At 60.1% G+C, this 23,556-nt stretch carries 18 protein-coding genes and 2 rRNA genes; 7 read left to right on the forward strand and 13 right to left on the reverse strand.

What is annotated here, in order from left to right:
* Positions 1 to 58: 58 nt before the first annotated feature.
* Positions 59 to 997 (reverse strand): LysR family transcriptional regulator, encoded by a 939-nt coding sequence (locus tag BCY88_RS23745; RefSeq protein WP_120346611.1) that lies wholly within the window; start codon positions 995 to 997, stop codon positions 59 to 61.
* A gap of 172 nt (positions 998 to 1,169) precedes the next feature.
* On the opposite strand from BCY88_RS23745, the gene BCY88_RS23750 reads away from it, so the two are divergent.
* Both BCY88_RS23750 and BCY88_RS23755 read left to right on the forward strand, forming a co-directional pair.
* A complete protein-coding gene (locus BCY88_RS23750; RefSeq protein ID WP_120346612.1) occupies positions 1,170 to 1,949 on the forward strand; it encodes a putative hydro-lyase in 780 nt (259 codons plus the stop codon).
* A 72-nt stretch (positions 1,950 to 2,021) separates the two neighbouring features.
* Positions 2,022 to 3,323, forward strand: a complete 1,302-nt coding sequence (locus tag BCY88_RS23755) for an MFS transporter (RefSeq protein WP_183081436.1) — start codon at positions 2,022 to 2,024, stop codon at positions 3,321 to 3,323.
* A 22-nt stretch (positions 3,324 to 3,345) separates the two neighbouring features.
* Here BCY88_RS23755 and yjfF read toward each other — a convergent pair whose 3' ends face one another.
* The 5 genes from yjfF to BCY88_RS23780 form a co-directional block, all read right to left on the reverse strand.
* A complete protein-coding gene (gene yjfF / locus BCY88_RS23760) occupies positions 3,346 to 4,446 on the reverse strand; it encodes a galactofuranose ABC transporter, permease protein YjfF (protein ID WP_120346613.1) in 1,101 nt (366 codons plus the stop codon).
* Positions 4,443 to 5,474 (reverse strand): ABC transporter permease, encoded by a 1,032-nt coding sequence (locus tag BCY88_RS23765; protein WP_120346614.1) that lies wholly within the window; start codon positions 5,472 to 5,474, stop codon positions 4,443 to 4,445. The genes yjfF and BCY88_RS23765 overlap by 4 nt, the downstream gene beginning before the upstream one ends.
* Entirely contained in the window at positions 5,471 to 7,066 is a 1,596-nt protein-coding gene (locus BCY88_RS23770) for a sugar ABC transporter ATP-binding protein (RefSeq protein WP_120346615.1), read from the reverse strand. Before BCY88_RS23770 ends, BCY88_RS23765 begins: the two co-directional genes overlap by 4 nt.
* Before the next feature lie 221 nt (positions 7,067 to 7,287).
* Positions 7,288 to 8,274, reverse strand: a complete 987-nt coding sequence (locus BCY88_RS23775; RefSeq protein WP_120346616.1) for an ABC transporter substrate-binding protein — start codon at positions 8,272 to 8,274, stop codon at positions 7,288 to 7,290.
* A gap of 208 nt (positions 8,275 to 8,482) precedes the next feature.
* Complete coding sequence (locus BCY88_RS23780; RefSeq protein ID WP_120346617.1) at positions 8,483 to 9,082, reverse strand: alpha-ketoglutarate-dependent dioxygenase AlkB family protein; 600 nt, start codon at positions 9,080 to 9,082, stop codon at positions 8,483 to 8,485.
* Between the two features lie 168 nt (positions 9,083 to 9,250).
* Between BCY88_RS23780 and BCY88_RS23785 the strand changes: the two genes are divergently transcribed.
* The gene (locus BCY88_RS23785; RefSeq protein WP_120346618.1) at positions 9,251 to 9,835 is read left to right on the forward strand and encodes a malonic semialdehyde reductase; all 585 of its coding nucleotides are present in this window, start codon (positions 9,251 to 9,253) and stop codon (positions 9,833 to 9,835) included.
* 34 nt (positions 9,836 to 9,869) lie between these two features.
* Here the strand turns inward: BCY88_RS23785 and BCY88_RS23790 are convergent, their stop codons facing one another.
* Positions 9,870 to 10,199 (reverse strand): hypothetical protein, encoded by a 330-nt coding sequence (locus BCY88_RS23790; RefSeq protein ID WP_120346619.1) that lies wholly within the window; start codon positions 10,197 to 10,199, stop codon positions 9,870 to 9,872.
* A gap of 368 nt (positions 10,200 to 10,567) precedes the next feature.
* Here BCY88_RS23790 and BCY88_RS23795 point away from each other — a divergent pair, with 368 nt between their 5' ends.
* Positions 10,568 to 11,731 (forward strand): metallophosphoesterase, encoded by a 1,164-nt coding sequence (locus tag BCY88_RS23795; protein WP_120346620.1) that lies wholly within the window; start codon positions 10,568 to 10,570, stop codon positions 11,729 to 11,731.
* A 125-nt stretch (positions 11,732 to 11,856) separates the two neighbouring features.
* Here BCY88_RS23795 and BCY88_RS23800 read toward each other — a convergent pair whose 3' ends face one another.
* Entirely contained in the window at positions 11,857 to 12,381 is a 525-nt protein-coding gene (locus tag BCY88_RS23800; RefSeq protein WP_120346621.1) for a hypothetical protein, read from the reverse strand.
* A gap of 656 nt (positions 12,382 to 13,037) precedes the next feature.
* On the opposite strand from BCY88_RS23800, the gene BCY88_RS23805 reads away from it, so the two are divergent.
* Entirely contained in the window at positions 13,038 to 13,745 is a 708-nt protein-coding gene (locus BCY88_RS23805; protein WP_120346622.1) for an MgtC/SapB family protein, read from the forward strand.
* A gap of 162 nt (positions 13,746 to 13,907) precedes the next feature.
* The gene (locus BCY88_RS23810; protein WP_028197420.1) at positions 13,908 to 14,162 is read left to right on the forward strand and encodes a GlsB/YeaQ/YmgE family stress response membrane protein; all 255 of its coding nucleotides are present in this window, start codon (positions 13,908 to 13,910) and stop codon (positions 14,160 to 14,162) included.
* 65 nt (positions 14,163 to 14,227) lie between these two features.
* On the opposite strand, the gene BCY88_RS23815 is transcribed toward BCY88_RS23810, so the two are convergent.
* The 3 genes from BCY88_RS23815 to BCY88_RS23825 all read right to left on the reverse strand — a co-directional run bounded on the left by BCY88_RS23815 (position 14,228) and on the right by BCY88_RS23825 (position 18,519).
* The gene (locus tag BCY88_RS23815) at positions 14,228 to 15,742 is read right to left on the reverse strand and encodes an acetyl-CoA hydrolase/transferase family protein (RefSeq protein WP_120346623.1); all 1,515 of its coding nucleotides are present in this window, start codon (positions 15,740 to 15,742) and stop codon (positions 14,228 to 14,230) included.
* Positions 15,743 to 15,970: 228 nt separating this feature from the next.
* The gene (locus BCY88_RS23820) at positions 15,971 to 16,186 is read right to left on the reverse strand and encodes a hypothetical protein (RefSeq protein ID WP_120346624.1); all 216 of its coding nucleotides are present in this window, start codon (positions 16,184 to 16,186) and stop codon (positions 15,971 to 15,973) included.
* Between the two features lie 167 nt (positions 16,187 to 16,353).
* Entirely contained in the window at positions 16,354 to 18,519 is a 2,166-nt protein-coding gene (locus tag BCY88_RS23825) for an FUSC family protein (protein WP_120346631.1), read from the reverse strand.
* Between the two features lie 199 nt (positions 18,520 to 18,718).
* Between BCY88_RS23825 and BCY88_RS23830 the strand changes: the two genes are divergently transcribed.
* A complete protein-coding gene (locus BCY88_RS23830; RefSeq protein WP_120346625.1) occupies positions 18,719 to 19,720 on the forward strand; it encodes a LysR family transcriptional regulator in 1,002 nt (333 codons plus the stop codon).
* 277 nt (positions 19,721 to 19,997) lie between these two features.
* Here the strand turns inward: BCY88_RS23830 and rrf are convergent.
* Positions 19,998 to 20,110 (reverse strand): 5S ribosomal RNA (gene rrf / locus BCY88_RS23835).
* 287 nt (positions 20,111 to 20,397) lie between these two features.
* Positions 20,398 to 23,277: ribosomal RNA gene (locus BCY88_RS23840) — 23S ribosomal RNA — on the reverse strand.
* Positions 23,278 to 23,556 lie beyond the last annotated feature (279 nt).

The following is a 23,556-nucleotide window of genomic DNA, read 5'->3' on the forward strand; positions in this document are numbered from 1 at the left end:
CGAAAGCGCACTGGAATTTCATTTGCTGAGGCAGAACACGCCCCTGCATCGCTGCACATCACCGCCTCTCGATCAACTGCCGCCCCATTGCCTTCGCGTACTGATCACACGCACTGCGCGCGACACGTGAGGCCGCCAGCACGCCGACGTCGGCAGCGTCACGGCAATACATGGCAACATCGATTGGCGGTGGCAGCGGACGCACCTGCAATTGCCCCAGTTCGCCGCTGCTGAGAAACGGCTCGACAAACAAGGCCGGCACAGCGGCGATCCCATAGCCATCGCGCAGCAATTTCACGATCACCGCCACCGACGGCATGCAGGTCACCTGAGTATCCGCAAACGGCACCCCGGCACGCTTCGCGAGCCTCTCGACAATCGCCTCCACGGCGATTTGCGGCGCTGTGCCACGGCCAAATGTCAGCACGGGTTTCTGCAACAGCGTCTGCATATGCTTCGCACGGTTCGCCGGAATCAGATCGCTGCGTGCGATCCAGCGCACGGGATAACTGGCCAGCAAAGTCGAAACAATCGACGCTTCCTGCTCGCCGGTTTCCTCCACCTGAATGACCAGATCCAGGTCACCCGAGCGCAAGCGCGGCCCGAGCACCGCACTTGTGTCCACGGTCAGGTCTACGACGATGCGGTTGTACTCGACGTTCAGCATCCGGATGTAATCCGGCAGCCAGCTATGCACCACCGTTTCGACTACGCCGAGCCGCAGGCGCTTCGTCACCTGGGTTTCGTCCTGCGCAGCCAGTTGCAGCGAGCGCGTGGCCTGCACCACCGAGCGCGCATGCGCGAGCAGGCGCTCGCCGTTCGCCGTGAGTTGAAACTCCGCGGCATCGCGTTCGATCAGTTCGACGCCCAACTCGGCTTCAAGCGTTTTGATCCGCAGCGAAATCGCGGCGGGCGTCGCATGCATTGCAGCGGCCGTCGCGCGAAAACTGCCCAGACGGGCGAGCGTCAAAAACGTTTCGACAAAGCGCGTATTCATTGCATTGGCTCCCGAACAGCATTCAGATGCACACGATCATCGCTGCATAAGCTCGTCTGCGCTGTTAAGTTTAATTTAACAAAAAGCAAGAATAACTCGCTGGATGGATATTTTTGGCGTTACTAATCTGGGTTCCATGAATCACCCGGATCCAGCTGGAGTCAAGCCGTTCATGTCCTATACGCCTTCCGAGTTTCGTCAACAGATTCGCACTCGCCGCCTCTTTGGGCCGACTGCGGGCTACTGTGGCGACTATGCGCAAGCCAATCTCGCCATCCTGCCCAGGCAATACGCCGACGATTTCCTGCGCTTCTGCACGCTCAATCCGAAGGCCTGCCCGTTGCTCGGCATCGGCGAACCGGGCGAATGGCGCGTGCCGTCGCTTGGCGCCGATCTCGACATACGCAATGACGTCCCCGCGTTTTACGTGTACCGCCACGGCGAGCGTACCGAGGAAGTGCGTAGCCTCGACGCACTGTGGCGCGACGACCTGGTGGTGTTCGCGATCGGCTGCTCGTTTTCGTTCGAGGAAATGTTGCGACGCGAAGGCATTCCGCTGCGTCATATCGAACAGCAGGTCAACGTGCCGATGTATCGAACGCGCGAGCGCAACGTGGCAGCAGGCGTATTCGGTGGTAACCGCGTGGTCTCGATGCGGCCGATGAAAGCCGCCGACGCGATCCGCGCCATTCAGATCACCAGCCGTTTTCCCGCGGTGCATGGCGCGCCGGTTCATCTCGGCGATCCGTCGCTGATCGGCATTCGTGACATCACGCGCCCCGATTTCGGCGATGCAGTCGAAGTGCGCAGCGACGAAATACCCGTGTTCTGGGCCTGTGGCGTCACCCCGCAAGCCGCAATAGAAAGCGCGCGCTTGCCGTTTGCGATCGCACACAAACCGGGACACATGCTCGTCACCGACATTCCCAACACCACGCTGGCGGTCCTTTAGCCGCAGCCTCACTTGTCCCAACCACGAGCTGCGCGGCAAGACGCGGCCATTGACCACGACCGGAGCCCTTGCATGAAAACCGAAGTGCAATTGACCTCAAACGCCGAGTGCTATGACGCGCCCGGCACAGGGAAAGGACCGTTCGCATGGTATCGGCAGATTTCCATCAGCGAAAAGCGTGCGTTCTGGAGCTGCAAGGTCGGCTACGTGCTCGACGCCATGGACACGCAATTCCTGAGCTTCGTGATTCCGACGCTGATTGCAACATGGGGCATCACGCGCGGCGACGCCGGCCTCATCGGAACGGTTACGCTGCTGAGTTCGGCAGTCGGCGGCTGGGCGGCCGGCGTGCTGTCCGATCGCATTGGCCGGGTGAAAACGCTGCAGATCACGATTCTCTGGTTCGCGGTGTTCACGCTGGCTTGCGCACTGGCGCAGAACTTCTCGCAGTTGCTGTGGGCACGCGGCTTGATGGGGCTCGGCTTCGGCGGCGAATGGACGGCGGGCGCCGTGCTGATCGGCGAGGTGATCCGTCCGCGTGACCGCGGTAAGGCGGTCGGTCTGGTGCAGGCAGGCTGGGCGATCGGTTGGGGCCTGTCGACGCTGCTATTCATGGCCCTGTTTTCGTGGGTGTCGGCCGATTACGCGTGGCGTGTGCTGTTCGCGATCGGTATTGCACCGGCGCCGTTCGTGATCTGGATCCGCCGTTTCGTCGACGAGCCGGAGGTGCATCGGCAACAGAAAGAAGCGCAAGCCGCGGCACAAACACGCCCGTCGTTGATCGACATCTTCCGTGGCGATATCGTCTGGACGACGCTGCGCGCCTCCGTTCTGGCGACCGGCGTGCAAGGCGGCTACTACGCGGTGACCACGTGGCTGCCGACCTATCTGAAGACCGAACGGCATCTGAGCGTAATCGGCACCGGCAGCTATCTGGGCGTGGTTATCGTGGGCTCGTACTGCGGCTATCTGACGGGTGCTTACGTCAGCGACAAAATCGGCCGCAAGCGTGCGTTCATTGCGTTCGCGCTGGCCTCGTGCGCGATCGCGCTGATCTATACGCAACTGCCGCTCGATAACCTCACCATGCTCGTGCTCGGCTTCCCGCTCGGCTTCTGCGCGTCGGGTATTTTCTCGGGAATGGGCGCGTTTCTCACTGAACTCTTCCCCACGCGCATTCGCGGTTCCGGTCAGGGCTTCTGCTACAACTTCGGGCGAGCGGTCGGCGCAACGTTTCCCTTTCTGATCGGTTACGTCTCGCAGAGCATGCCGCTCGGCCATGCGATCGGCGTCTTCGCCGCCGCGGCATACGGTATCGTGATTCTCGCCGCGCTGACGTTGCCGGAGACCAAGGGCCGTGAGCTCAACGCCTAAGCCGCGCGACTTCGCATTGCCGCTATAGCGCCTGTTCCGGCGCGCGTCCGATCACATGCGAATCGGGCGCCGCCGCTGCGCCGCCCTGCCCCCGCCCGCGGCCCGGCGTCACGACCGCACCCGTGCCACCAGGGCGTCGCGCCGACTTTGCATGCCGCTCGATCAGCCGTTGCAACAGACAGAACGCGCACAGCAAGGCGCCGATCACAATGCGAGTCCACCAGGAACTGAGCGTGCCGTCGAAAGTAATCAGCGTCTGGATCGTGCCTAGAATGCCGACGCCGAACAGCGAGCCGATCACATAACCGACCCCGCCCGTCAACAAGGTGCCGCCGATCACCGTCGCCGCAATCGCATCGAGTTCCATGCCCTGCCCTTGCAGCCCGTACCCCGACAGCACATAGAACGTGAACACCGCGCCGCCGAGCGCCGAGCAGAACCCGCTCAGCGCATATACCCCGATCCGTGTACGCGCGAGCGGCAAGCCCATCAGCAGCGCCGAGCGCGGATTGCCGCCAACCGCGTAGACGTTGCGGCCAAACCGCGTGAAATGCGCGACATAGATCGCCGCGGCCAGCGCGACGAGCGCGATCAACACATTGGCTGAAACCGAACCGACACCGATGTTGAGGCGAAACGCGGAAATCTTCTGGAACGTCGGATCGTTGATCGTGATCGACTGCGTCGTGATCAGAAAGCACAAGCCGCGCGCGAAGAACATGCCGGCCAGCGTGACAATGAACGCCTGCAAGCGAAAGAAGTGAATCAGCGCGCCTTGCACCGCGCCGAACACCGTGCCCATCAGCAGCACGATCGGCACAATCAGCCAGACCGGCCAATGCATGTGTTCGGACAGCACCGCTTCGACAATCGTGGTCAGCGCCACGACCGAACCCACCGACAGATCGATTCCGCCTGACACGATCACAAATGTCATACCGATGGCGACGATCAGCAGGAAGGCATTGTCGACCAGCAGATCGAGCAGCACTTGCCACGAGAAAAAACCCGTGTACATTACCGAGCCGAAGCCGAACAGCGCGCAAAACAACAGGATGGTGACGGCGATCGGCAGCGTGCGCGGATCGACGATATGGGCCCAGACTTCGCCGAGTCGTCTCATCGCGCCACCCCGCGCTGCGTGAAGAGCGACATGGCGAGCGCGCGCGCCGAGGGCGACTGGATCACACTCACCGCGAGCACCACGGCTGCCTTGACGACGAGCGTCGCTTCCGGCGGCACGCCGATCGAATAGGTCGTATAGGTGAGCGTCTGGATAATCAGTGCGCCCAGCACGGTGCCCGTCAAACTGAAGCGGCCGCCAAGCAGCGAGGTGCCGCCGAGCGTTACCGCCAGAATCGCGTCGAGTTCCAGCAGCAGACCGGCGTTATTGCCGTCGGCACTGCGCACGTTCGAGCTGATGAGGATGCCCGCCATCGCGGCGGTCAATCCCGAGAAGCCATACACCGCGAATACCAGCGCTTTCGAGCGCAGACCGACGAGGCGCGTTGCCACCGGATTGACGCCGATCGCACGGATAAAAAGGCCGAGCGCCGTGCCTTCAACGAGCACTGCGGTAGCCAGCACGGCCACGCTCGCGATCCACACCGAGCACGGCACGCCAAGCAAATAGCCGCCGCCGACGAACAAGTAGCCAGGTGCGCCGATCGGTATGATCTGCCCGGCTGTCAGCAATTGAGCGATGCCGCGGCCCGCGACCATCAGAATCAGCGTCGCGATGATCGGTTGCATGCCGACGAACGACACCAGCAAGCCGTTCCACATGCCACTCAACACGCCGACGATCAACGCCGCGACCAGAGCCTGCGCGATCAATCCGGCATCCGGCACGGGTTGCGTCGCGAGTATCGTCGCGGCTGCGGCGCCGGCAATCGCCACGACCGCGCCAACCGAAATATCGATGCCACGTGTGGCGATCACGAGCGTCATGCCGGTAGCGACCAGCACCAGCGGCGCGGCGCGATTCAGGACGTCGACCGGCGCGCCGAACAGGTGGCCGTCGAGCATCCGCAGCGACAGAAAATGCGGATTCACCCACAGGTTCAGGACGCATAACAGCACCAGCGTGACGCAAGGCCAGATCAACGGACGCTCCGCGCCATCGCGCGCGAACCAGTTCGATAGCTTCATTCGCCGCTCCCCGCGATGAGTCGATAGATGTTGTCTTCGTTCGACGCCTTGCCGGCCACTTCCGCGATCTTGCGACGGTCGCGCAGGACCGCTACGCGATGGCTCACGCGCAGCACCTCACTGATTTCCGATGAGATGAACAGGATGCTCAGACCGTTCGCGCACAGCGCCAGCAGGCGGTCCATGATGTCGAACTTCGCGGCGACGTCGATGCCGCGGGTGGGCTCGTCGAGGATCAGCAGCTTGGGATCAGTGGCCAGCCAACGCGCGAGCAGCGCTTTCTGCTGGTTGCCGCCGGAGAGCAGCCCGATCGGCTGTTCGGCATCCGTCGCCTTGATGCCGAGCCGCTCGATCCACATGTCCGCGATTTCATGGGCACGCTGCCGTTTGATCTTGCGCCACCAGCCGCGTCGCGCCTGCAACGCGAGCAGAATGTTCTCGCGAATCGACAGTTCGGCGACGATGCCCTCTTTCTTGCGATCCTCCGCGCAGTAGCCGATGCCGTGACGCACGGCGTCGTGCGGCGAACGCAATCGCACGGGTCGGCCTTCGATCAGGATGGTGCCGCTATCGGCACGGTCGGCCCCGAACAACAGTCGCGCGGTCTCCGTGCGGCCCGACCCGAGCAGACCGGCCAGCCCCAGGATCTGGCCCGGCTGCACGTCGAGGTCGAGCGGCTGCAGGGTGCCGCGCCGTCCGACGCCGCGCAGTTCGACGAACGGCTGAACCGCCGCCTTGCCCTGCGGCCCTTCATGGGCAGCGTGTCCAACCTGCGCTGCTTCGCGCAGGCGCGCGCTCATGCGCTCGTGACCGACCATCTTCGCCACCAGCTGATCGGCCGGCAGATCGCGTGCAAGGTATTCGCCTTCGCGCTCACCGTTGCGCATCACCGTGATGCGATCGGAGATGGCATAGGTCTGTTCGATAAAATGCGTGACGAACAGAATGGCGATTCCCGATTGCTTAAGATGTCGAAGTATTTTGAAGAGCTGCGTGACTTCGCCGTCGTCGAGGCTGGAGGTCGGCTCGTCGAGGATCAGCACGCGTGCGTCGACTGATAGCGCTCTCGCGATCGCCACCATCTGCTGCACGGCGATCGGATAGGCGTCGAGCGAGCGGGTGACGTCGAGCGTCACGTCGAGACGCTGCAGCGCGGCCTGCGCACGGCGCTTGATGTCGGGCCAATCGATCGCGCCGAACCGCTTCGGCTGCCGGCCCGCAAATATGTTCTCCGCCACCGAGAGGTTCGGGCACAGGTTCACCTCCTGATACAGCGTGCGCACGCCCGCCGCTTCGGCTTCCTGCGGCGAAGCAAACGCCACGATCTCGCCACCCAGGCGGATCGTGCCGCCGTCAGGCGCGACTACGCCGGTCAACACGTTGATCAGGGTGGACTTGCCGGCGCCGTTCTGCCCCATCAACGTGTGGATCTCGCCGGGAAACAGGCGAAAATCGACTCGCTGCAGCGCTTTCACGCCCGGGAAAGTCTTGCTGACACCGGCAGTGGCCAGAATGGGTTCGCGCGCTTGCGCGGCAAGGCCTGTGGTGGCCTGCGTGGCCGGCGGCTTGGGTTTCGATGCGGGATGCGTCATAGACCTCGCTCGATGGGCGTTACGTTGGTCGGGCGGACTCAGGCAGGCCAGCTCGCGCAGCCTGATTCGGCGGAAAAGAGACCGTCCGCTGCCAAAGCAGCCGGACGGTCAGGCACCGCTGGAGAAACCCTTACGATCTGCCCGTGTCTCGTTGGTATTCTTTTTCAATCATATGGATAGCTAATCAGTTAGCCGCCATACTCTGCCCTATACCGTTCGCCTCAGTACTTGCGGGTCGGCAACGTCTGCGCCGCAACGCTCATCGGGAAGACCGTCTCCTGCGTCAGGATGCGCTTGGGCAGCGGCTTGCCGGCCACCACGTCCTTCACCGCCGACATCAGTTGCGGTCCAAGCAGCGGGCTGCACTCCACGTCGACGTTCATCTTGCCCGCGGCCATCGCCTGGAAGCCGCCCTTGGTCGCGTCGAACGAAACGACCGTGACGTCCTTGCCCGGATGCATGCCGGCCTCTTCCATCGCCTGGATGGCGCCGAGCGCCATATCGTCGTTATGCGCATAAACTACATTTATTTTATTCCCATAAGTTTTTACAAATGCTTCCATGACCTGCTTGCCGCCGGCAAGCGTGAAGTCGCCGCTTTGCGATGCAATGATCTTAAATTTGGGATCGCTCTTGATCACTTCGATCAAGCCGGCATGCCGGTCGTTGGCAGGCGCTGAGCCAACCGTCCCCTGCAACTCGGCGATATTGATGGGGCCGGGATCATTCTTGTAATGTTCTTCGAGCCAACGGCCACCGCGCCGGCCTTCTTCCATGAAGTCCGAGCCGATCATCGTCACGTACAGCGAGGTGTCTTTGACGTCGATGTTGCGGTCAGTCAGGATCACCGGAATGTTTGCCGCTTTAGCTTCGCGCAGCACCGGTTCCCAGCCCGATTCGACGACTGGCGAAAACGCGATCACGTCGACTTTCTGGGCAATGTAAGAGCGGATCGCCTTGATCTGGTTTTCCTGCTTTTGCTGAGCGTCGGAGAATTTGAGCTTGATCTTTGCGTCCGCCGCCGCGGACTTGACGGACTCGGTGTTGGCGGTTCGCCATGCGCTTTCGGCGCCCACCTGCGCGAAACCGAGCGTGATCTGTTTGTCCTGCGCGTAAGCGCCCGGCGTTGCCAGCGCCAGCGCGCCGATGCTCGAGCAAAGCGCGAGCGCGCCCAACGCACGACATGCGGCGCGTCGTGTATTCGCCATGACCGTCTCCTGTTCGTTGTTGTGTAAGCGATCCCCAGCCCGGCGTTTGCGGCCCTCAGGGTGGATGGATCGTGATGTAGCGTAGTGCCTGGGGCATTACCCGTCCAATCATATGATTCGCGTCGGCGATACCAATTTCGGTATCGCGCGCGGGATTGACGGGGGATTGAACGATCCGCTAGCCAGCTAGCCAGCTAGCCGGCGCAGGCTAGCGTGTTGCCGCGCGCGGGGTCACCCAGCGAAAAGTCAGATTGATTCGCTCGCCGGCCACGCGCGGCTCCTTCGGCACACGATGCCGCCAGTCGGCCTGAGTGTTGCCTTTCATCACCAGCAAGCTGCCGCCTTTCAGCGAAAACGACTGCACGACGCCGGTCTTGTTGTGCCGCAGGTCGAACGTGCGCGCAACGCCCAGGCTGATGGACGCAATCACAGGCTGCGGACCGAGTTCCGGCTCGCGGTCCGCATGCCATCCCATGCTGTCGGCGCCACTGCGATAACGGTTGATCAGCACACTGTTAAAGCGCGCCCGGCAGATTGCCTCGGCGGCGCTCCGCAGTTCGGCGACGGCCGGAGTCCACGGTTGCGGTACGTTGCGAATGCCGGAGTAGACGTAAACCGCGTCCGGCTCGCCCTGCCAGGCAGTCAGCCGCGGCAACGGCACACGGCCGGCAGGCGTGCCCATCATGTCCTGACGCCACGCCACTTCGTCGATAAGTTGGGTTAAAGCGCGCGCCGCGGCCTCGGGCGTGAGCCACTCGGGAAACCAGTCCACGTCGGGCACCGGAAGGTCATCGAAAAGGTCCGCCATAAGATTGCCTGAATACGATTGCGCGCGGTTCGCGCGCGAGTGAGAACCCTGGCTATTATGGCGGGGACGACAAAGACACTCACGCCTGCGGCTTGCGCTCTCATTCACTTGAGCCATTCACCGCGGTTAGCCGCTTTCCTCACTCTGCTACTTCAACGGACTTCCACCATGACTCTTTCCGACCAGGCTCTCGATCAGCTCTTTCGCGAAGCACGCACGCATAACGGCTGGCAGGCGAAGCCAATCGACGACGCTGTGCTCAAACAGCTCACCGAACTCACGTTGCTCGGACCGACCTCGGCCAATTCAAGTCCCGCCCGCTTTGTCTACGTGAAAACGCCCGAAGGCAAGGAGAAGCTGCGTCCGGCCTTGGCGCCGGCCAATCTCGAGAAAACGATGGCGGCGCCGGTCACGGTGATCGTCGGGATGGACATGGCGTTTTACGAGCATCTGCCGAAGCTGTTTCCGCATACCGACGCACGCAGCTGGTTCGCAGGCAACGATAAGGCGATCGCGGATACGGCTTTTCGCAATTCGACGCTGCAAGGCGGGTATCTGATTCTCGCCGCCCGCGCGCTCGGTTTGGACACGGGTCCGATGTCAGGCTTCGACGCCGCCAGGGTTGACGAGGCCTTCTTCGCCGGCACGACCGTGAAGTCGAACTTCCTGATCAATCTGGGTTACGGCGACCCGTCGAAGCTGTTCGCGCGCAGCCCGCGCTTCTCCTTCGACGAAGCCGCCCGGATCGTCTGACGGCCCTTCGGCCGCCGATGCATTGCCGGAGCGCTTACCCGAACAGCGCGATGTAGAACACCACTGCGCCGATCACCGCGCCGACAAAGCAGAAGCCTTCACCGGCGTCGTCGCTACTGGAACGCAACCATGCGCCGACGGCGCCGAACAGGCCTGCGATGCCAAGGGCAACGCACACCATCACCACGTCGAATAAAGCGCTTTTGCCCAACTCGGAGAAATCGATGCCGCGCACGCCGAAGTACAAGGCGAGCGCCATCAAGGATATGCCCACCAGCGGCAGCATGACGTGGCTGCCCTCTCGTCCAACGTGATGCCCATGAAGTACGTGGCGTACGTGACTACCTGATCCAAGCAGTTTCATGATGCGCCTCCTGCCTCGCCCTCAACCGACCACCAAACGAACCGCCCCGTGGCCGCGATGGCCCTGAAGCAAGTCCCTTCTATTTGAGAATAGTCCACCCAGCACGCAATTCAAAGCCCATTTAATTAGCGTGTTACAGCGGTTCAGGCGGCAAGCATCCGGCAACGGCAATTGCTGCAATGCGGTACCCGGTTGCTGCGTCCAACGCGGACAGGCTCGACTGCTCGCGGAAACCAATCTGGCGCCGTCGGCAAGGGGATGCACATCTCGGTAGAATGATCGGGCTCGTCTGCCGTTTCATGATTGCACCTGGCGAGCCGCCGCCGTTGCTCCGCGTCTGCCGGCCCCTTCCCGCCTCTACCCTTTCTATGCGCCGCTCATCGTTTCTTGTTCGCATCATCCTGATTGGCATTCTGCTGCATATCTACGTCGGCTTTCGTCTGATTCCGGACATGCCAGTGAGTGCTGCCGGCCGATGGCTGTGCGCGCTGTGGCTGGTGCTGTCGATCTTTCTGATACCGCTCGGCATGCTGGCGCGCACCATCAAACAACAGCCGCTCAGCGACCGCCTCGCGTGGGTCGGTCTGCTGGCGATGGGCTTCTTTTCGTCGCTGCTGGTTCTGACGTTCGTGCGCGACCTTGCGCTCGCCTCGCTGCTCACCGTCGATGCAATCTGGCCGAACACGATTGCAATCGCGCACTGGCGTATCGGTTCGGCGGCCGCGGTGCCGATGCTTGCGCTGCTTTCGACACTCGTCGGCCTGTTCAACGCGCGGCGCCGCGCGAAAGTTGTGACGATCGAGGTGCCGATCGACGATTTGCCGGCCGCACTCGACGGTTTCACGATCGTGCAGATCAGCGATATCCACGTCGGCCCGACCATCAAAGGCCGCTATGTGGACGCAATCGTCGACGCGGTGAACCGCCTGAATCCGGACCTGATTGCCGTCACTGGCGACGTGGTAGACGGCAGCGTGCCGCAACTGACGAAACACACGCAGCCGCTGTCGCGCCTCAGTGCGCGTCATGGCGCGTTTCTCGTGACCGGCAACCACGAGTATTACGCCGGTGCAAACGCCTGGATCGACGAATTCCGCCGCCTTGGGCTAAACGTTCTGCTTAACGAGCATGTGATCGTGGAACACGACGGCGCGCGCGCCGTGATCGCCGGGGTGACTGACTACTCAGCGGGTCATCATGACCCGCTGCATCGCAGCGACCCGGTTGCGGCCATTGCCGGCGCCCCTGGCGACGTGCTGATCAAAGTACTGCTCGCACATCAGCCGCGCTCCGCTGAAGCAGCCGCCGCAGCCGGTTTTACGCTGCAGTTGTCCGGCCACACGCACGGCGGCCAGTTCTTCCCGTGGAATTTCTTTGTGCGTTTTCAGCAGCCCTTCACGGCCGGCCTCGCACGGCTGAATGGTCTGTGGGTCTACACGAGCCGTGGCACCGGCTATTGGGGGCCGCCGAAGCGTCTGGGGGCACCCTCGGAGATCACGCGATTGCGCCTTGTGCCCGGCGAGCCCGACTGAAGATCGAATCACGCGTCTAACATCACTGCGCTGAAGCCACGCCGGATAGTGGGGCGAAAAAAAAGCGGACGTCCGCAAAGAACGTCCGCGCTCCAGCGCTAACGCGCCGCTTCGGCTGATTTGAATTACTGCGCGGGCGCCACGGCCACGCTAACCTGCGGCGCGTACGCCACCAATACTTGCATGCCCGGCGTCACGCCAGCGAGCTTTGCCGGCTCACGACCCTGAATATGAAACACGGCGCCATTCGGGGCCTTCAGCGCCATGATGCCGGAAGCGTGGTCGATGGCCTGAACCTCGGCATTCACGTTCTGGGCAGTGTTCTGCTGCGCCGGTTGAGCGGCTGTACCGTGGCCGCCGGCATCGCGCGTAACGCTGACCGTGGCGTTGCGCATCATCCTGATGTGGACCTTGCCGCCCTGCTTGATCTGCCCCAGGTTGCTCACGTCAGTGACGGTGAACGACGCTTCGCCGCCTTGTGCGTCGAGCACGGTCACCGAGTGTCCAGCCTGGTCGACCGACTTCACGACACCATCTGCCTGCAGCGTGCTGCTGCCTTCAAACGGCGCGGGCAGACCGGCAGCAAACGACACGAGCGGAGCAGCAGCAATCAATGCACCGGCAACGATGCCAAGAGCTTTATCTTTCATACATTCCTCAATTGGGTAAACAGCGGACAAGAGACGATGTTGCGCGGATCGGATGCACCTCGCATGGCGCAAGGAAACCCGGAAATTTTCTGGCCGAAATCTGGAGAAGTGAAACGCGGATTGAGCACCAGAACCGCACGACATGTTTCGAAGTGTGCAAACAGTGTGTTTTCCGGGATGGATACCGTCAATATTCGGAGTCCGTATTTACGTAAGGAAAATTCTGAGCTTGCCGTGGAAAATTCAGCGCACGCCTGACGACCTATCCCGCCGCGCCGTGTCATCACAGCTTGACTTAACTTTGCGGAACTGCCTAAAATTCGCCCAGTTCATTTAACCGGAATCACGATCTTGGACAGTAGCAGTAGTACCAGTCGAGCTTCGATTCGCCCGATCGCCTGATCGGCAAGATTTCCGCGCCAGCCTTTATCTGCCGCCGTCTTGCCTTCGGGCCCGACGGTGCACGTCGTATATACCCTCGCACTGCCAGTGAAGCGCCGCATGGCTCAATGCCCGGCTGACGCTGTATGGCTTTTCTCGCGCGCCCGCACCGGCTCGCTTGCGTCGTCACGTCTGACCGTGGCCGCGCATTCACGTGCGGTTGTCACGCGTAAGATTCACACTGTGCGAACAACGCACCTCAACCTTTCTTATCGATGACAATTGAATTCGTCTTGCGGCTCCTTGCCGCCTTCAGCTGCGGCGTCGCGATCGGCCTCGAGCGGCAGATGCGCCAGCGCAATGCCGGCCTGCGCACCATCACGCTGGTTGCCAGCGGTGCCTGCCTGTTCGTCACGCTCGGCGTGCTGACCGGTAACGGCACGGCCGGCATCACGCAGATTGCCGCGTATGTCGTATCGGGCGTCGGCTTTCTCGGCGGCGGTGTGATCATGCGAGACAAGGGCTCCATCCAGGGGATCAACACCGCCGCCACCTTGTGGTGTTCGGCGGCAGTCGGCGTATTGTGCGGTGCGGGACATTACGGCCCGGCGCTCGCCGGCACGGCAGTCGTGCTGCTGACCAATACGGTGCTGCGTGAAGTGAGCCGTGCCATCAACGCGGCGCCCGTCTCGGACGCCGACCTCGTGCGCGAGTATGTGCTGACAATCGTTTGCCAGGAGGCCGATGAGATTCACATTCGCACCGCGGTATCCAACTCAATGTATTCGACACCGCTATCGTTCCAGAGTCTGACAAGCGAAGACGTTGAAGACGGTACGGGACGCATTCGCGTTACCGCGACATTGAAGCTGCATCCGAAAGATCAGCCGAAGCTTGAACAGATGGCAAGCCGCGTCAGCATGGAAAAGAGCGTATCGAGCGTCAGCTGGACAGCCAAAGAAGCGGAGCCGACGCCGGAGTGAGTCGCCACGCGTAAGCTCCCCATATTCGCGCGCATCGTCTACACTTAGTTTGCAATAGATTTAGACAATGTTAATTCCGCGTCCTGAATATGGACTGTCCCATAACCTTCGACTAAGCTCTGTCACCGTGAATTTTTCACACTCAACCATGGAGTCTCGATTATGGAACACGGCATCATTGCATGGCTCATCATCGGCGCAATCGCCGGCTGGCTGGCTGGCGTGCTCGTCAAGGGCGGCGGCTTCGGCCTGATCGTCGACATCATCGTCGGGATTGTCGGCGCATTCATCGGCGGCTGGCTGGCCGGCGTGCTGCACATCTCGCTGGGCGGCGGCTGGATCGGTTCGATCATTACCGCTGTGATCGGCGCGGTCATTCTGCTGTTTCTTATCCGGCTTGTCCGGCGCGGCACCTGAGCGTAGCAGCTGATGTCTTACGGCGTCAGGGGTGAATGCCACCTGACGCCGACTTTGCCTTGAATTTAGAGCAGTGCCTCCACTGCCGGCAACATCGAGCCGGTGTCTCGCAGCCGCGTATGCCAGGCGAAAGCCTGATCCAATTGATGCGGCGTTTGCCCACCCCATTGCAAGGCGTCCCGATAGTAGTCGCGAAGCAGATCGCGATAAAGCGGATGCGCGCAGTTCTCAATGATCAGCGTAGCGCGTTCCCGCGGCGCCAGTCCACGCAGATCGGCCAGGCCCTGCTCCGTCACGACCACGTCCACATCGTGTTCGTTGTGATCGCAGTGCGGCACCATCGGCACGACACTCGAAATACGCCCACCCTTTGCCATCGACTTCGTCGCGAAGATCGCGCACGACGCATTGCGCGCGAAATCGCCCGAGCCGCCAATGCCGTTCATCATGTGCGTGCCGCCCACGTGCGTGGAATTCACATTGCCGTATAGGTCGAACTCCAATGCGGTATTCAACGCAATCAGACCGAGCCGGCGAATCACTTCAGGATGATTGCTGACCTCCTGCGGACGCAGCACCAGGCGATCGCGATAGCGCTCGAGTTCACCGAACACTTGTGCCTGACGCGCGGCCGACAGCGTGATCGACGCACCCGATGCGAACGTCACCTTGCCGGCATCCATCAGGTCGAAGGTCGAATCCTGCAGGACTTCCGAATAAATTTCGAAGGCGTCGAAGGGTGAATCGGCAAAGCCGGCCAGCACTGCGTTGGCAATCGTGCCGATACCCGCCTGCAAAGGCGGCAACTGCCGGGGCATGCGCCCGCGCGACACTTCGTGCCGGAAAAACTCAATCAGATGAGCGGCGATCAATTTCGTTTCCGCATCGGCGGGCAGCACCGTGGACGGGCTGTCCACCTTGTCGGTGATCACGATCGCCGCGATTTTATCCGGCGGGATCTCGATGGCCTGCGTGCCGACGCGGTCTTGCGGATGCACAATCGGCAGCGGTTCGCGATTCGGCCTGCGGCCCGGAATCCAGATGTCGTGCAGCCCCTCGAGCGCAAGCGGCTGGGCAAGATTGATTTCGACGATGACCTTGTCGGCGAGGATCGCGAAGCTGGCCGAGTTGCCGACTGAAGTAGTCGGCACAATGCCGCCGGTTTCGGTAATCGCGGCGGCTTCGATAATGGCGACGTCGAGTTTGCCGAGCTGATTTGCGCGCAGCATTTCGACAGTCTCAGACAGATGCTGATCGACGAACATCACTTCACCGCGATTGATCGCGTCGCGCAGGGTCTTGTCGACCTGAAACGGCAAGCGGCGCGCCAACACATGCGCCTCGGTGAGCATGCGATCCACGTCATGACCGAGCGATGCGCCGGTCATCAACGTAATTTGCAGTGGCTTGCCTTCCTGACGGACCCGCTCGGCGAGCGCGACAGGAACCGCTTTGGCGTCGCCCGCGCGCGTAAAACCGCTGGCGCCGACACGCATGCCGTCCTGAATCAGAAGCGCCGCCTCGGCGGCCGACGTAATTTTTCCGCGCAGTGCGGAGCAACGAATCCGGTCTTGATACATGAAACTGGGTCTCTCCATAATCAACCGTCCAGTCTACCGGTGCGCACGTCTGCGGTGTGCTTCGCTCAGTAGTCCGATTGTCGCACCGGCCGCGGCGTCTCGATGGGACGGCGTCGCGACCAGGCGCTTCGTCGCGTACGGAATCTCCGCGACAGGTACAGCAGGTACAGCAGGTACAGCAGGTACAGCAGGTACAGCAGATATTGCGAGTGTTGCTCGTGGCGCTGCCTAGCTGCCGAAGTAGATATTGCAGAAGCTCACGGGCCCGACGCACTCTTCCGGTTTGGCCGCCGGTGCAACGACGCGGTTTTGCGTGGCGACGCTATTGGCACGCGGAGTATTCGCTTGTGCGACCTGTTGTTCCGGTGCGGCCGGCACCGTTTGCGCATGAGCGACGACAGCGGACAAAGAACAGGCAATCAGGGCAATCTTCAACACGTTCATTTCGTTCTCCAGTACTTACGGTTACCACCAGAAGGCACTCCCTTTGGGGACCGTGTGGCAGTGGTGAAACTATATGACTGCCACCTACGTGGATAAACGGGGCTGGGCGGAAGTGATCTTTCCATCTGGCAGAAGGATCGAGGCGCGCCCGACCCGACGTGCATGGATCAACGCGCATTGAAAGGTGCGTCTTTATCGAGCAACGCTGTGCGGATAAAGTGCAGGCAGCTCAGGATGCGCTGCAGGTCATGCCGTTTGTCGCGGTCGGCATGAACGGTTTCCAGTACGTCCTGCGCGATCCACGTAGCCGTGCGCACGGACACGAGCGATTGCGCAAGAGCACGCGCTTCAGGCCGCGAAAAAAGCCGCGCAAGATCATCGCAAATTCGCTCGAGGCTTGCGCTCCAGCGTGGATGAAGTCCTTGCACATAACCGGCGCGCGCCGCTTCATTGCGCAAATCGATCACGGCGTGGCCCACTTCGAGCGTAACGAGCATCCAGCGCAAGGCATCACGGCGGCGTCGGGAGCGGCGTGTCAGCAGCATGCGTAACTGCGAGGTCAGATCGTGTGTGCTCGACTGAAAACGCTGATTGAGTCCAGGCAGATCGTCCTTGCACGCAGACACCACCTGCGCGCGAAGATCCCCTTTGATTCTGGCAGTGAGCCACGGCATGTCCGCGGGAAACACCACCGCGAAAACGACCGCTGCAAGCAGTAGCGACGCCGAGATCGCTATACCATTGTTGATCAGCAGATCGGGAGCATACGTGACGACATTGTCCGGCCCGGCGAGCAGGCAAAAGAACACTGAGAAGCCGATGCCGTACCCTGCCGCGAGCTTACGCGACGCGACGAAGGCACCGAGCGCAAGCACCGGCGCGAGCGTCACACAAAGCAACGGAAAACCGTCGATGCCGGGATACACATAGCATGTGAAAAGGTAGCCTGTCATGGTTGCCAGCACGGCTCCAACGGCCATCTGCACGGCCATTTTCGATGCGTTTGGCGAAGTCGACGTCAGCGCACAAACCAGTGCCGCACCGATCACAGCAAGGCCGCCGCTCGGCCAGTCGGTCGCGATCCAGAACCAGCCGGCGATCGCCATGACCACTGCCGATCTGGCAAAGGTAAACGCAACCACAAAGCCGTTTGTCTGGCTCACGTAGCGGCTCGCGGTGTGCTGCCCGGCGCCCGGCTTGCGCATCGCCAGAGACGCGTAAGTCTCGGAGTAACGAATCCATTCGTCGACGAATCGATATAGCAATTCCGCGGCCGTATCGAAGTCCGCCAACGATTCAGCTGGGGTTGCTTCCAGCGGCCGTCTTGTTTCGCGCACGCGCCTTGGCAAGCTCGCCTGAAAGAGCCTCATCCGGGCCGCGATGCGTGATGCGTCGAAGTCCGCTTCCCGGGTGGCTGCGAGCAGTGCCGACAGCTCGTGGAAGTATGGCGTGATGGCCACGACTATCCGGCTCGGGCCGCCAACGCGCAGACGTTTGAGCAACTGGTGCAATGCATGCAAGCGCGCGCATGCATCCATGAACTCGCCGTTCAGACGGCCGAGATGCTGACTACGTGATCGCATGGCCGGATCTTCGAAGGCGGCAAAGGTTCGCGTCGCTTCAAAGCCGACGATCTCGTCCACGAGGTCCGCAAACCGCCGTTCAAACTGGCCACGCTCGATTCCGCGGCCCAGCACGTCAGCAGCGAACGCAGTAAAATTTGTGTATCGAACGTAGAGTACGTGCCGCAATGCAAGGCTGGAGCGCTGCGGCACGATCAGTGCGCTCACCGCGCTCGAACACACGATGCCGACCGCCACCTCGGCCGCGCGCGTAAGCGCCGCCAGAAAAAGGGCGTGAGGCGCGGTGACATTCGGAATGCCGATCAGAGCGGCCGTATAACCTGCCAGCACAAAGCCGTACCATCTGAAATGCCGATACCGGACCGCCGCCGCGATACAGGCGCTCACCCAGCCGATCATGCCGAGCATGTACAGTTCAGGCTGCTGGACGAACAGCGCACCGAGCACCAGCGCGGCGATCGTACCCACAGCGGTGCCGAGAATCCGATAGAAACTCTTGGCGAGCACCATGCCGCTAAACGGCTGCATCAGCACGAACACCGTGGTCATCGCGATTCGCGGCTGCTGGAGATCCAGCAGCATGGCAACACCCAGCGCCAGCAGACCCGCAGTGACCGTTTTCAGCAGATGCAGCCAGATCAGACCGTCGCTATTCGTCCAGTCGCGAATGGCAGGTCCGAATCTCGACAACATGACGCTCCGCTGCCAACGGGAATCCGCCGTCGGTTTGATCGCATGTTGACGTTTCATCGGAAAGCACTGCATCCCGGTTTGTTGCTGAAAGAAGCACCGGTGAACGCTGTGCACACCGGCAGGCAAGGTGCCGATTGTAGGAGCATGCGCTACACGCATTAATAGGACTGGCGCGGAACGTCCCTTCCAGAACGAACAACAATAGACTCTCGGGACAGGCGGACAATACGGCTTCTGCCGTGAAATAGAAGGACTGATGGATACGTTACAAAATATGCGAGTGTTCGTGCGCGTGGTCGAAGCCGGAAGTTTTACCGCCGCCGCGCAGTCACTCAATTCGACGACCGGCGCAATGTCCCGCGCCGTCTCGGAACTCGAAGCTCATCTGCGTACGCGCTTGCTGAACCGGTCGACGCGACGGCTCGCGCTCACCACGGCGGGCGAGCGTTACCTGAAGCGATCTCAGCAAATCCTTGCCGATGTCGATACGGCGGAAGAAGAAGCAAGTTGCGCGCACGAACGCCCGAGTGGCGCGTTGCGCATGCACAGCTTTGCCAGCATCGGCCAGCACTACGTACTGCCGGCCATCTCGCGCTATCGCGCGCTCTATCCCGAAGTGACTGTCGAGCTAACGTTGTCGCAACGCATGCCCGACCTGTTCGAAGGCCGTGCCGACGTCGCTGTAGTCGGCGCCTCGACTCTGCCGAACTCCGATCTCGTGTCCCTCCCGCTGGGTACAACTTTCAGCATCCTGTGCGCATCGCCTGCCTACGTGCGCGCTCATGGCGCGCCGCAACAGCCGAGCGACCTGGCCCATCACGAGTGCCTCATCTTGCACACGCCAGCCTTCCCGCCCCACGAATGGGTGCTGGACGGTCCCAACGGCAGCGAGACGATGGAAGTAAACGGACCCGTGCAGGTGAATATCGCGGAATCGCTGATCGTCGCGATTCACGAGGGAATGGGCATTGGTATGGTGCCGCTTTATGCGGCGATCACCGGTTTACGTGACGGGACGTTGGTCCGCGTGTTACCTGACTATACGCTGCAGAAGATGAACGTTTATGCGCTGTATCCGTCGCGTAAGTTCATCGATGCGAAGACGCGCACGTGGGTTGAATTCTTACGCACGCATCTGCCGAAGGTGATTGCACGAGACGAGGCATTACTTGCGGAAGTCGGTCAGATGGATGCAGCTGATGGTGTGGCGCCTGTAAGAGCAACCAGCATTGGGGACGGAGATGTCGCTGCGCACTAAGGCAGTCTTTTAGCTAAGGAGCAAAGCGCAGCTGCGCAAGGCAGTAACGCGGACAACGAAATGGCGGGCCATTGGTGATGACATCCATGGCCGGTCGGATTGCGGCAGTGTTTTCGTAACGCGCCTCTCTGAATGCGGAGGTGCTTTGTCGCGCGAGGTTTGGAACGAGAGTCGAGAGTCCTGTGCGATCGCACGATGGCAAAGTCCTGTGCTGTTTCTGGCCCGTAAACGCAGAAACCCCACCTTTTCGGGGTGGGGTTTCTGATGCTGCTGGGGAGCCTGACGATTACCTACTTTCACACGGGAATCCGCACTATCATCGGCGTGGAGTCGTTTCACGGTCCTGTTCGGGATGGGAAGGGGTGGGACCGACTCGCTATGGTCATCAGGCATGACTTGTTGTCGTGGTGTCTTTGGGGGACAGCACAACCAATCTGGAAGAAGTAGTTTCTGGTGATGCTCACCAGAGGGAGATTCGGGGGTTGTGTTGTTTCTGGCACAACACTGATCTCTCAACCGTGNTCTGGTGATGCTCACCAGAGGGAGATTCGGGGGTTGTGTTGTTTCTGGCACAACACTGATCTCTCAACCGTGCGTCATGTCTTGCCCCCTTCGGGGGTGGGGTCCTGGTAAATGCTGAAGCATTAACCATGACCGACACGAAACACACCTGTTATAGGATCAAGCCTTACGGGCAATTAGTATCAGTTAGCTTAACGCATTACTGCGCTTCCACACCTGACCTATCAACGTCCTGGTCTTGAACGACCCTTCAAGGGGCTCGAAGCCCCGGGGATATCTCATCTTAAGGCGAGTTTCCCGCTTAGATGCTTTCAGCGGTTATCTCTTCCGAACATAGCTACCCGGCGATGCCACTGGCGTGACAACCGGTACACCAGAGGTTCGTCCACTCCGGTCCTCTCGTACTAGGAGCAGCCCCCTTCAAATATCCAGCGCCCACGGCAGATAGGGACCAAACTGTCTCACGACGTTTTAAACCCAGCTCACGTACCTCTTTAAATGGCGAACAGCCATACCCTTGGGACCGGCTACAGCCCCAGGATGAGATGAGCCGACATCGAGGTGCCAAACACCGCCGTCGATATGAACTCTTGGGCGGTATCAGCCTGTTATCCCCAGAGTACCTTTTATCCGTTGAGCGATGGCCCTTCCATACAGAACCACCGGATCACTATGACCTGCTTTCGCACCTGCTCGACTTGTCGGTCTCGCAGTTAAGCACGCTTATGCCATTGCACTATCAGCACGATTTCCGACCGTACCTAGCGTACCTTCGTACTCCTCCGTTACACTTTGGGAGGAGACCGCCCCAGTCAAACTGCCTACCATGCACTGTCCCCGATCCGGATTACGGACCAAGGTTAGAACCTCAAACAAACCAGGGTGGTATTTCAAGGACGGCTCCACGCAGACTGGCGTCCACGCTTCATAGCCTCCCACCTATCCTACACAGATCGGTTCAAAGTCCAATGCAAAGCTACAGTAAAGGTTCATGGGGTCTTTCCGTCTAGCCGCGGGGAGATTGCATCATCACAAACACTTCAACTTCGCTGAGTCTCGGGAGGAGACAGTGTGGCCATCGTTACGCCATTCGTGCAGGTCGGAACTTACCCGACAAGGAATTTCGCTACCTTAGGACCGTTATAGTTACGGCCGCCGTTTACCGGGACTTCAATCAAGAGCTTGCACCCCATCATTTAATCTTCCGGCACCGGGCAGGCGTCACACCCTATACGTCCACTTTCGTGTTTGCAGAGTGCTGTGTTTTTATTAAACAGTCGCAGCCACCAGTTTATTGCAACCCCTTCACCCTTCTGGCGCAGGCCAGTCAAGCTACAGGGGCGTACCTTATCCCGAAGTTACGGTACCAATTTGCCGAGTTCCTTCTCCCGAGTTCTCTCAAGCGCCTTAGAATACTCATCTCGCCCACCTGTGTCGGTTTGCGGTACGGTCTTGTTAAACTGAAGCTTAGAGGCTTTTCTTGGAACCACTTCCAGTTGCTTCTTCACCTAGGTGAATGGCCTCACACCCTTGAATTCCGCGCCCGGATTTGCCTAAGCGCCTTCTCCAATGCAAGGACCGGGACTTCCAACACCCGGACAACCTTCCGCGATCCGTCCCCCCATCGCATTTAACAATGGTGCAGGAATATTAACCTGCTTCCCATCAGCTACGCATTTCTGCCTCGCCTTAGGGGCCGACTCACCCTACGCCGATGAACGTTGCGTAGGAAACCTTGGGCTTACGGCGAGGGGGCCTTTCACCCCCTTTATCGCTACTCATGTCAGCATTCGCACTTCCGATACCTCCAGCGCACTTTTCAATGCACCTTCGCAGGCTTACGGAACGCTCTCCTACCATGCACATAAATGTGCATCCGCAGCTTCGGTATATTGCTTAGCCCCGTTACATCTTCCGCGCAGGACGACTCGATCAGTGAGCTATTACGCTTTCTTTAAAGGATGGCTGCTTCTAAGCCAACCTCCTGACTGTTTTAGCCTTCCCACTTCGTTTCCCACTTAGCAATATTTGGGGACCTTAGCTGGCGGTCTGGGTTGTTTCCCTCTTGACACCGGACGTTAGCACCCGATGTCTGTCTCCCGTGATTGCACTCTTCGGTATTCGGAGTTTGCTATGGCGTAGTAATCCGCAATGGACCCCACAACCATGACAGTGCTCTACCCCCGAAGGTGATACACGAGGCACTACCTAAATAGTTTTCGGAGAGAACCAGCTATTTCCAGGTTTGTTTAGCCTTTCACCCCTATCCACAGCTCATCCCCTAACTTTTCAACGTTAGTGGGTTCGGACCTCCAGTACGTGTTACCGCACCTTCATCCTGGCCATGGATAGATCACCTGGTTTCGGGTCTACACCCAGCGACTGAATCGCCCTGTTCGGACTCGCTTTCGCTACGCCTGCCCTAATCGGTTAAGCTTGCCACTGAATGTAAGTCGCTGACCCATTATACAAAAGGTACGCCGTCACCCCTTGCGAGGCTCCGACTGTTTGTATGCATGCGGTTTCAGGATCTATTTCACTCCCCTCCCGGGGTTCTTTTCGCCTTTCCCTCACGGTACTGGTTCACTATCGGTCGATCACGAGTATTTAGCCTTGGAGGATGGTCCCCCCATCTTCAGACAGGATTTCACGTGTCCCGCCCTACTTGTCGTACACCTAGTTCTTCCTCGCTGTTTTCGTCTACAGGGCTATCACCTGCTATGGCGGCACTTTCCAGAGCCTTCGACTAACAATGAAGATAAAGAGTACAGGCTGGTCCCATTTCGCTCGCCACTACTCTGGGAATCTCGGTTGATTTCTTTTCCTGCGGTTACTTAGATGTTTCAGTTCACCGCGTTCGCTTCACGTAGCCTATGTATTCAGCTACGGATGACCCATACGGGCCGGGTTTCCCCATTCGGATATCGGAGGATCAAAGCTCGTTTGCCAGCTCCCCTCCGCTTTTCGCAGGCTACCGCGTCCTTCATCGCCTGTGATCGCCAAGGCATCCACCACATGCACTTGTTCGCTTGACCCTATAACGGGTGTGTCTCCTGTGTCATTCACTCGGAATGCCACGCTCGCCACAATCGCTACAGGTTGAGTATTCGTGTTGCGCCGTATTCCAAAGCAATCTTTCGATCACCTTTTCATACATTGATACAATCACAACCCTGATTCACCTACTCGCACACCCATCTCTAAGTATGCTTTCGTGAATCTCTTTACTACTTCTTCCTGATTGTTAAAGAACGACAGCCGATATCGCGGTTGCTATAACCACGTATCACTCTGACTGGCTCAATCGCCAATGC

The organism is Paraburkholderia fungorum, assembly GCF_003610895.1.
GTDB classification, from domain to species: Bacteria; Pseudomonadota; Gammaproteobacteria; order Burkholderiales; family Burkholderiaceae; genus Paraburkholderia; species Paraburkholderia fungorum_B.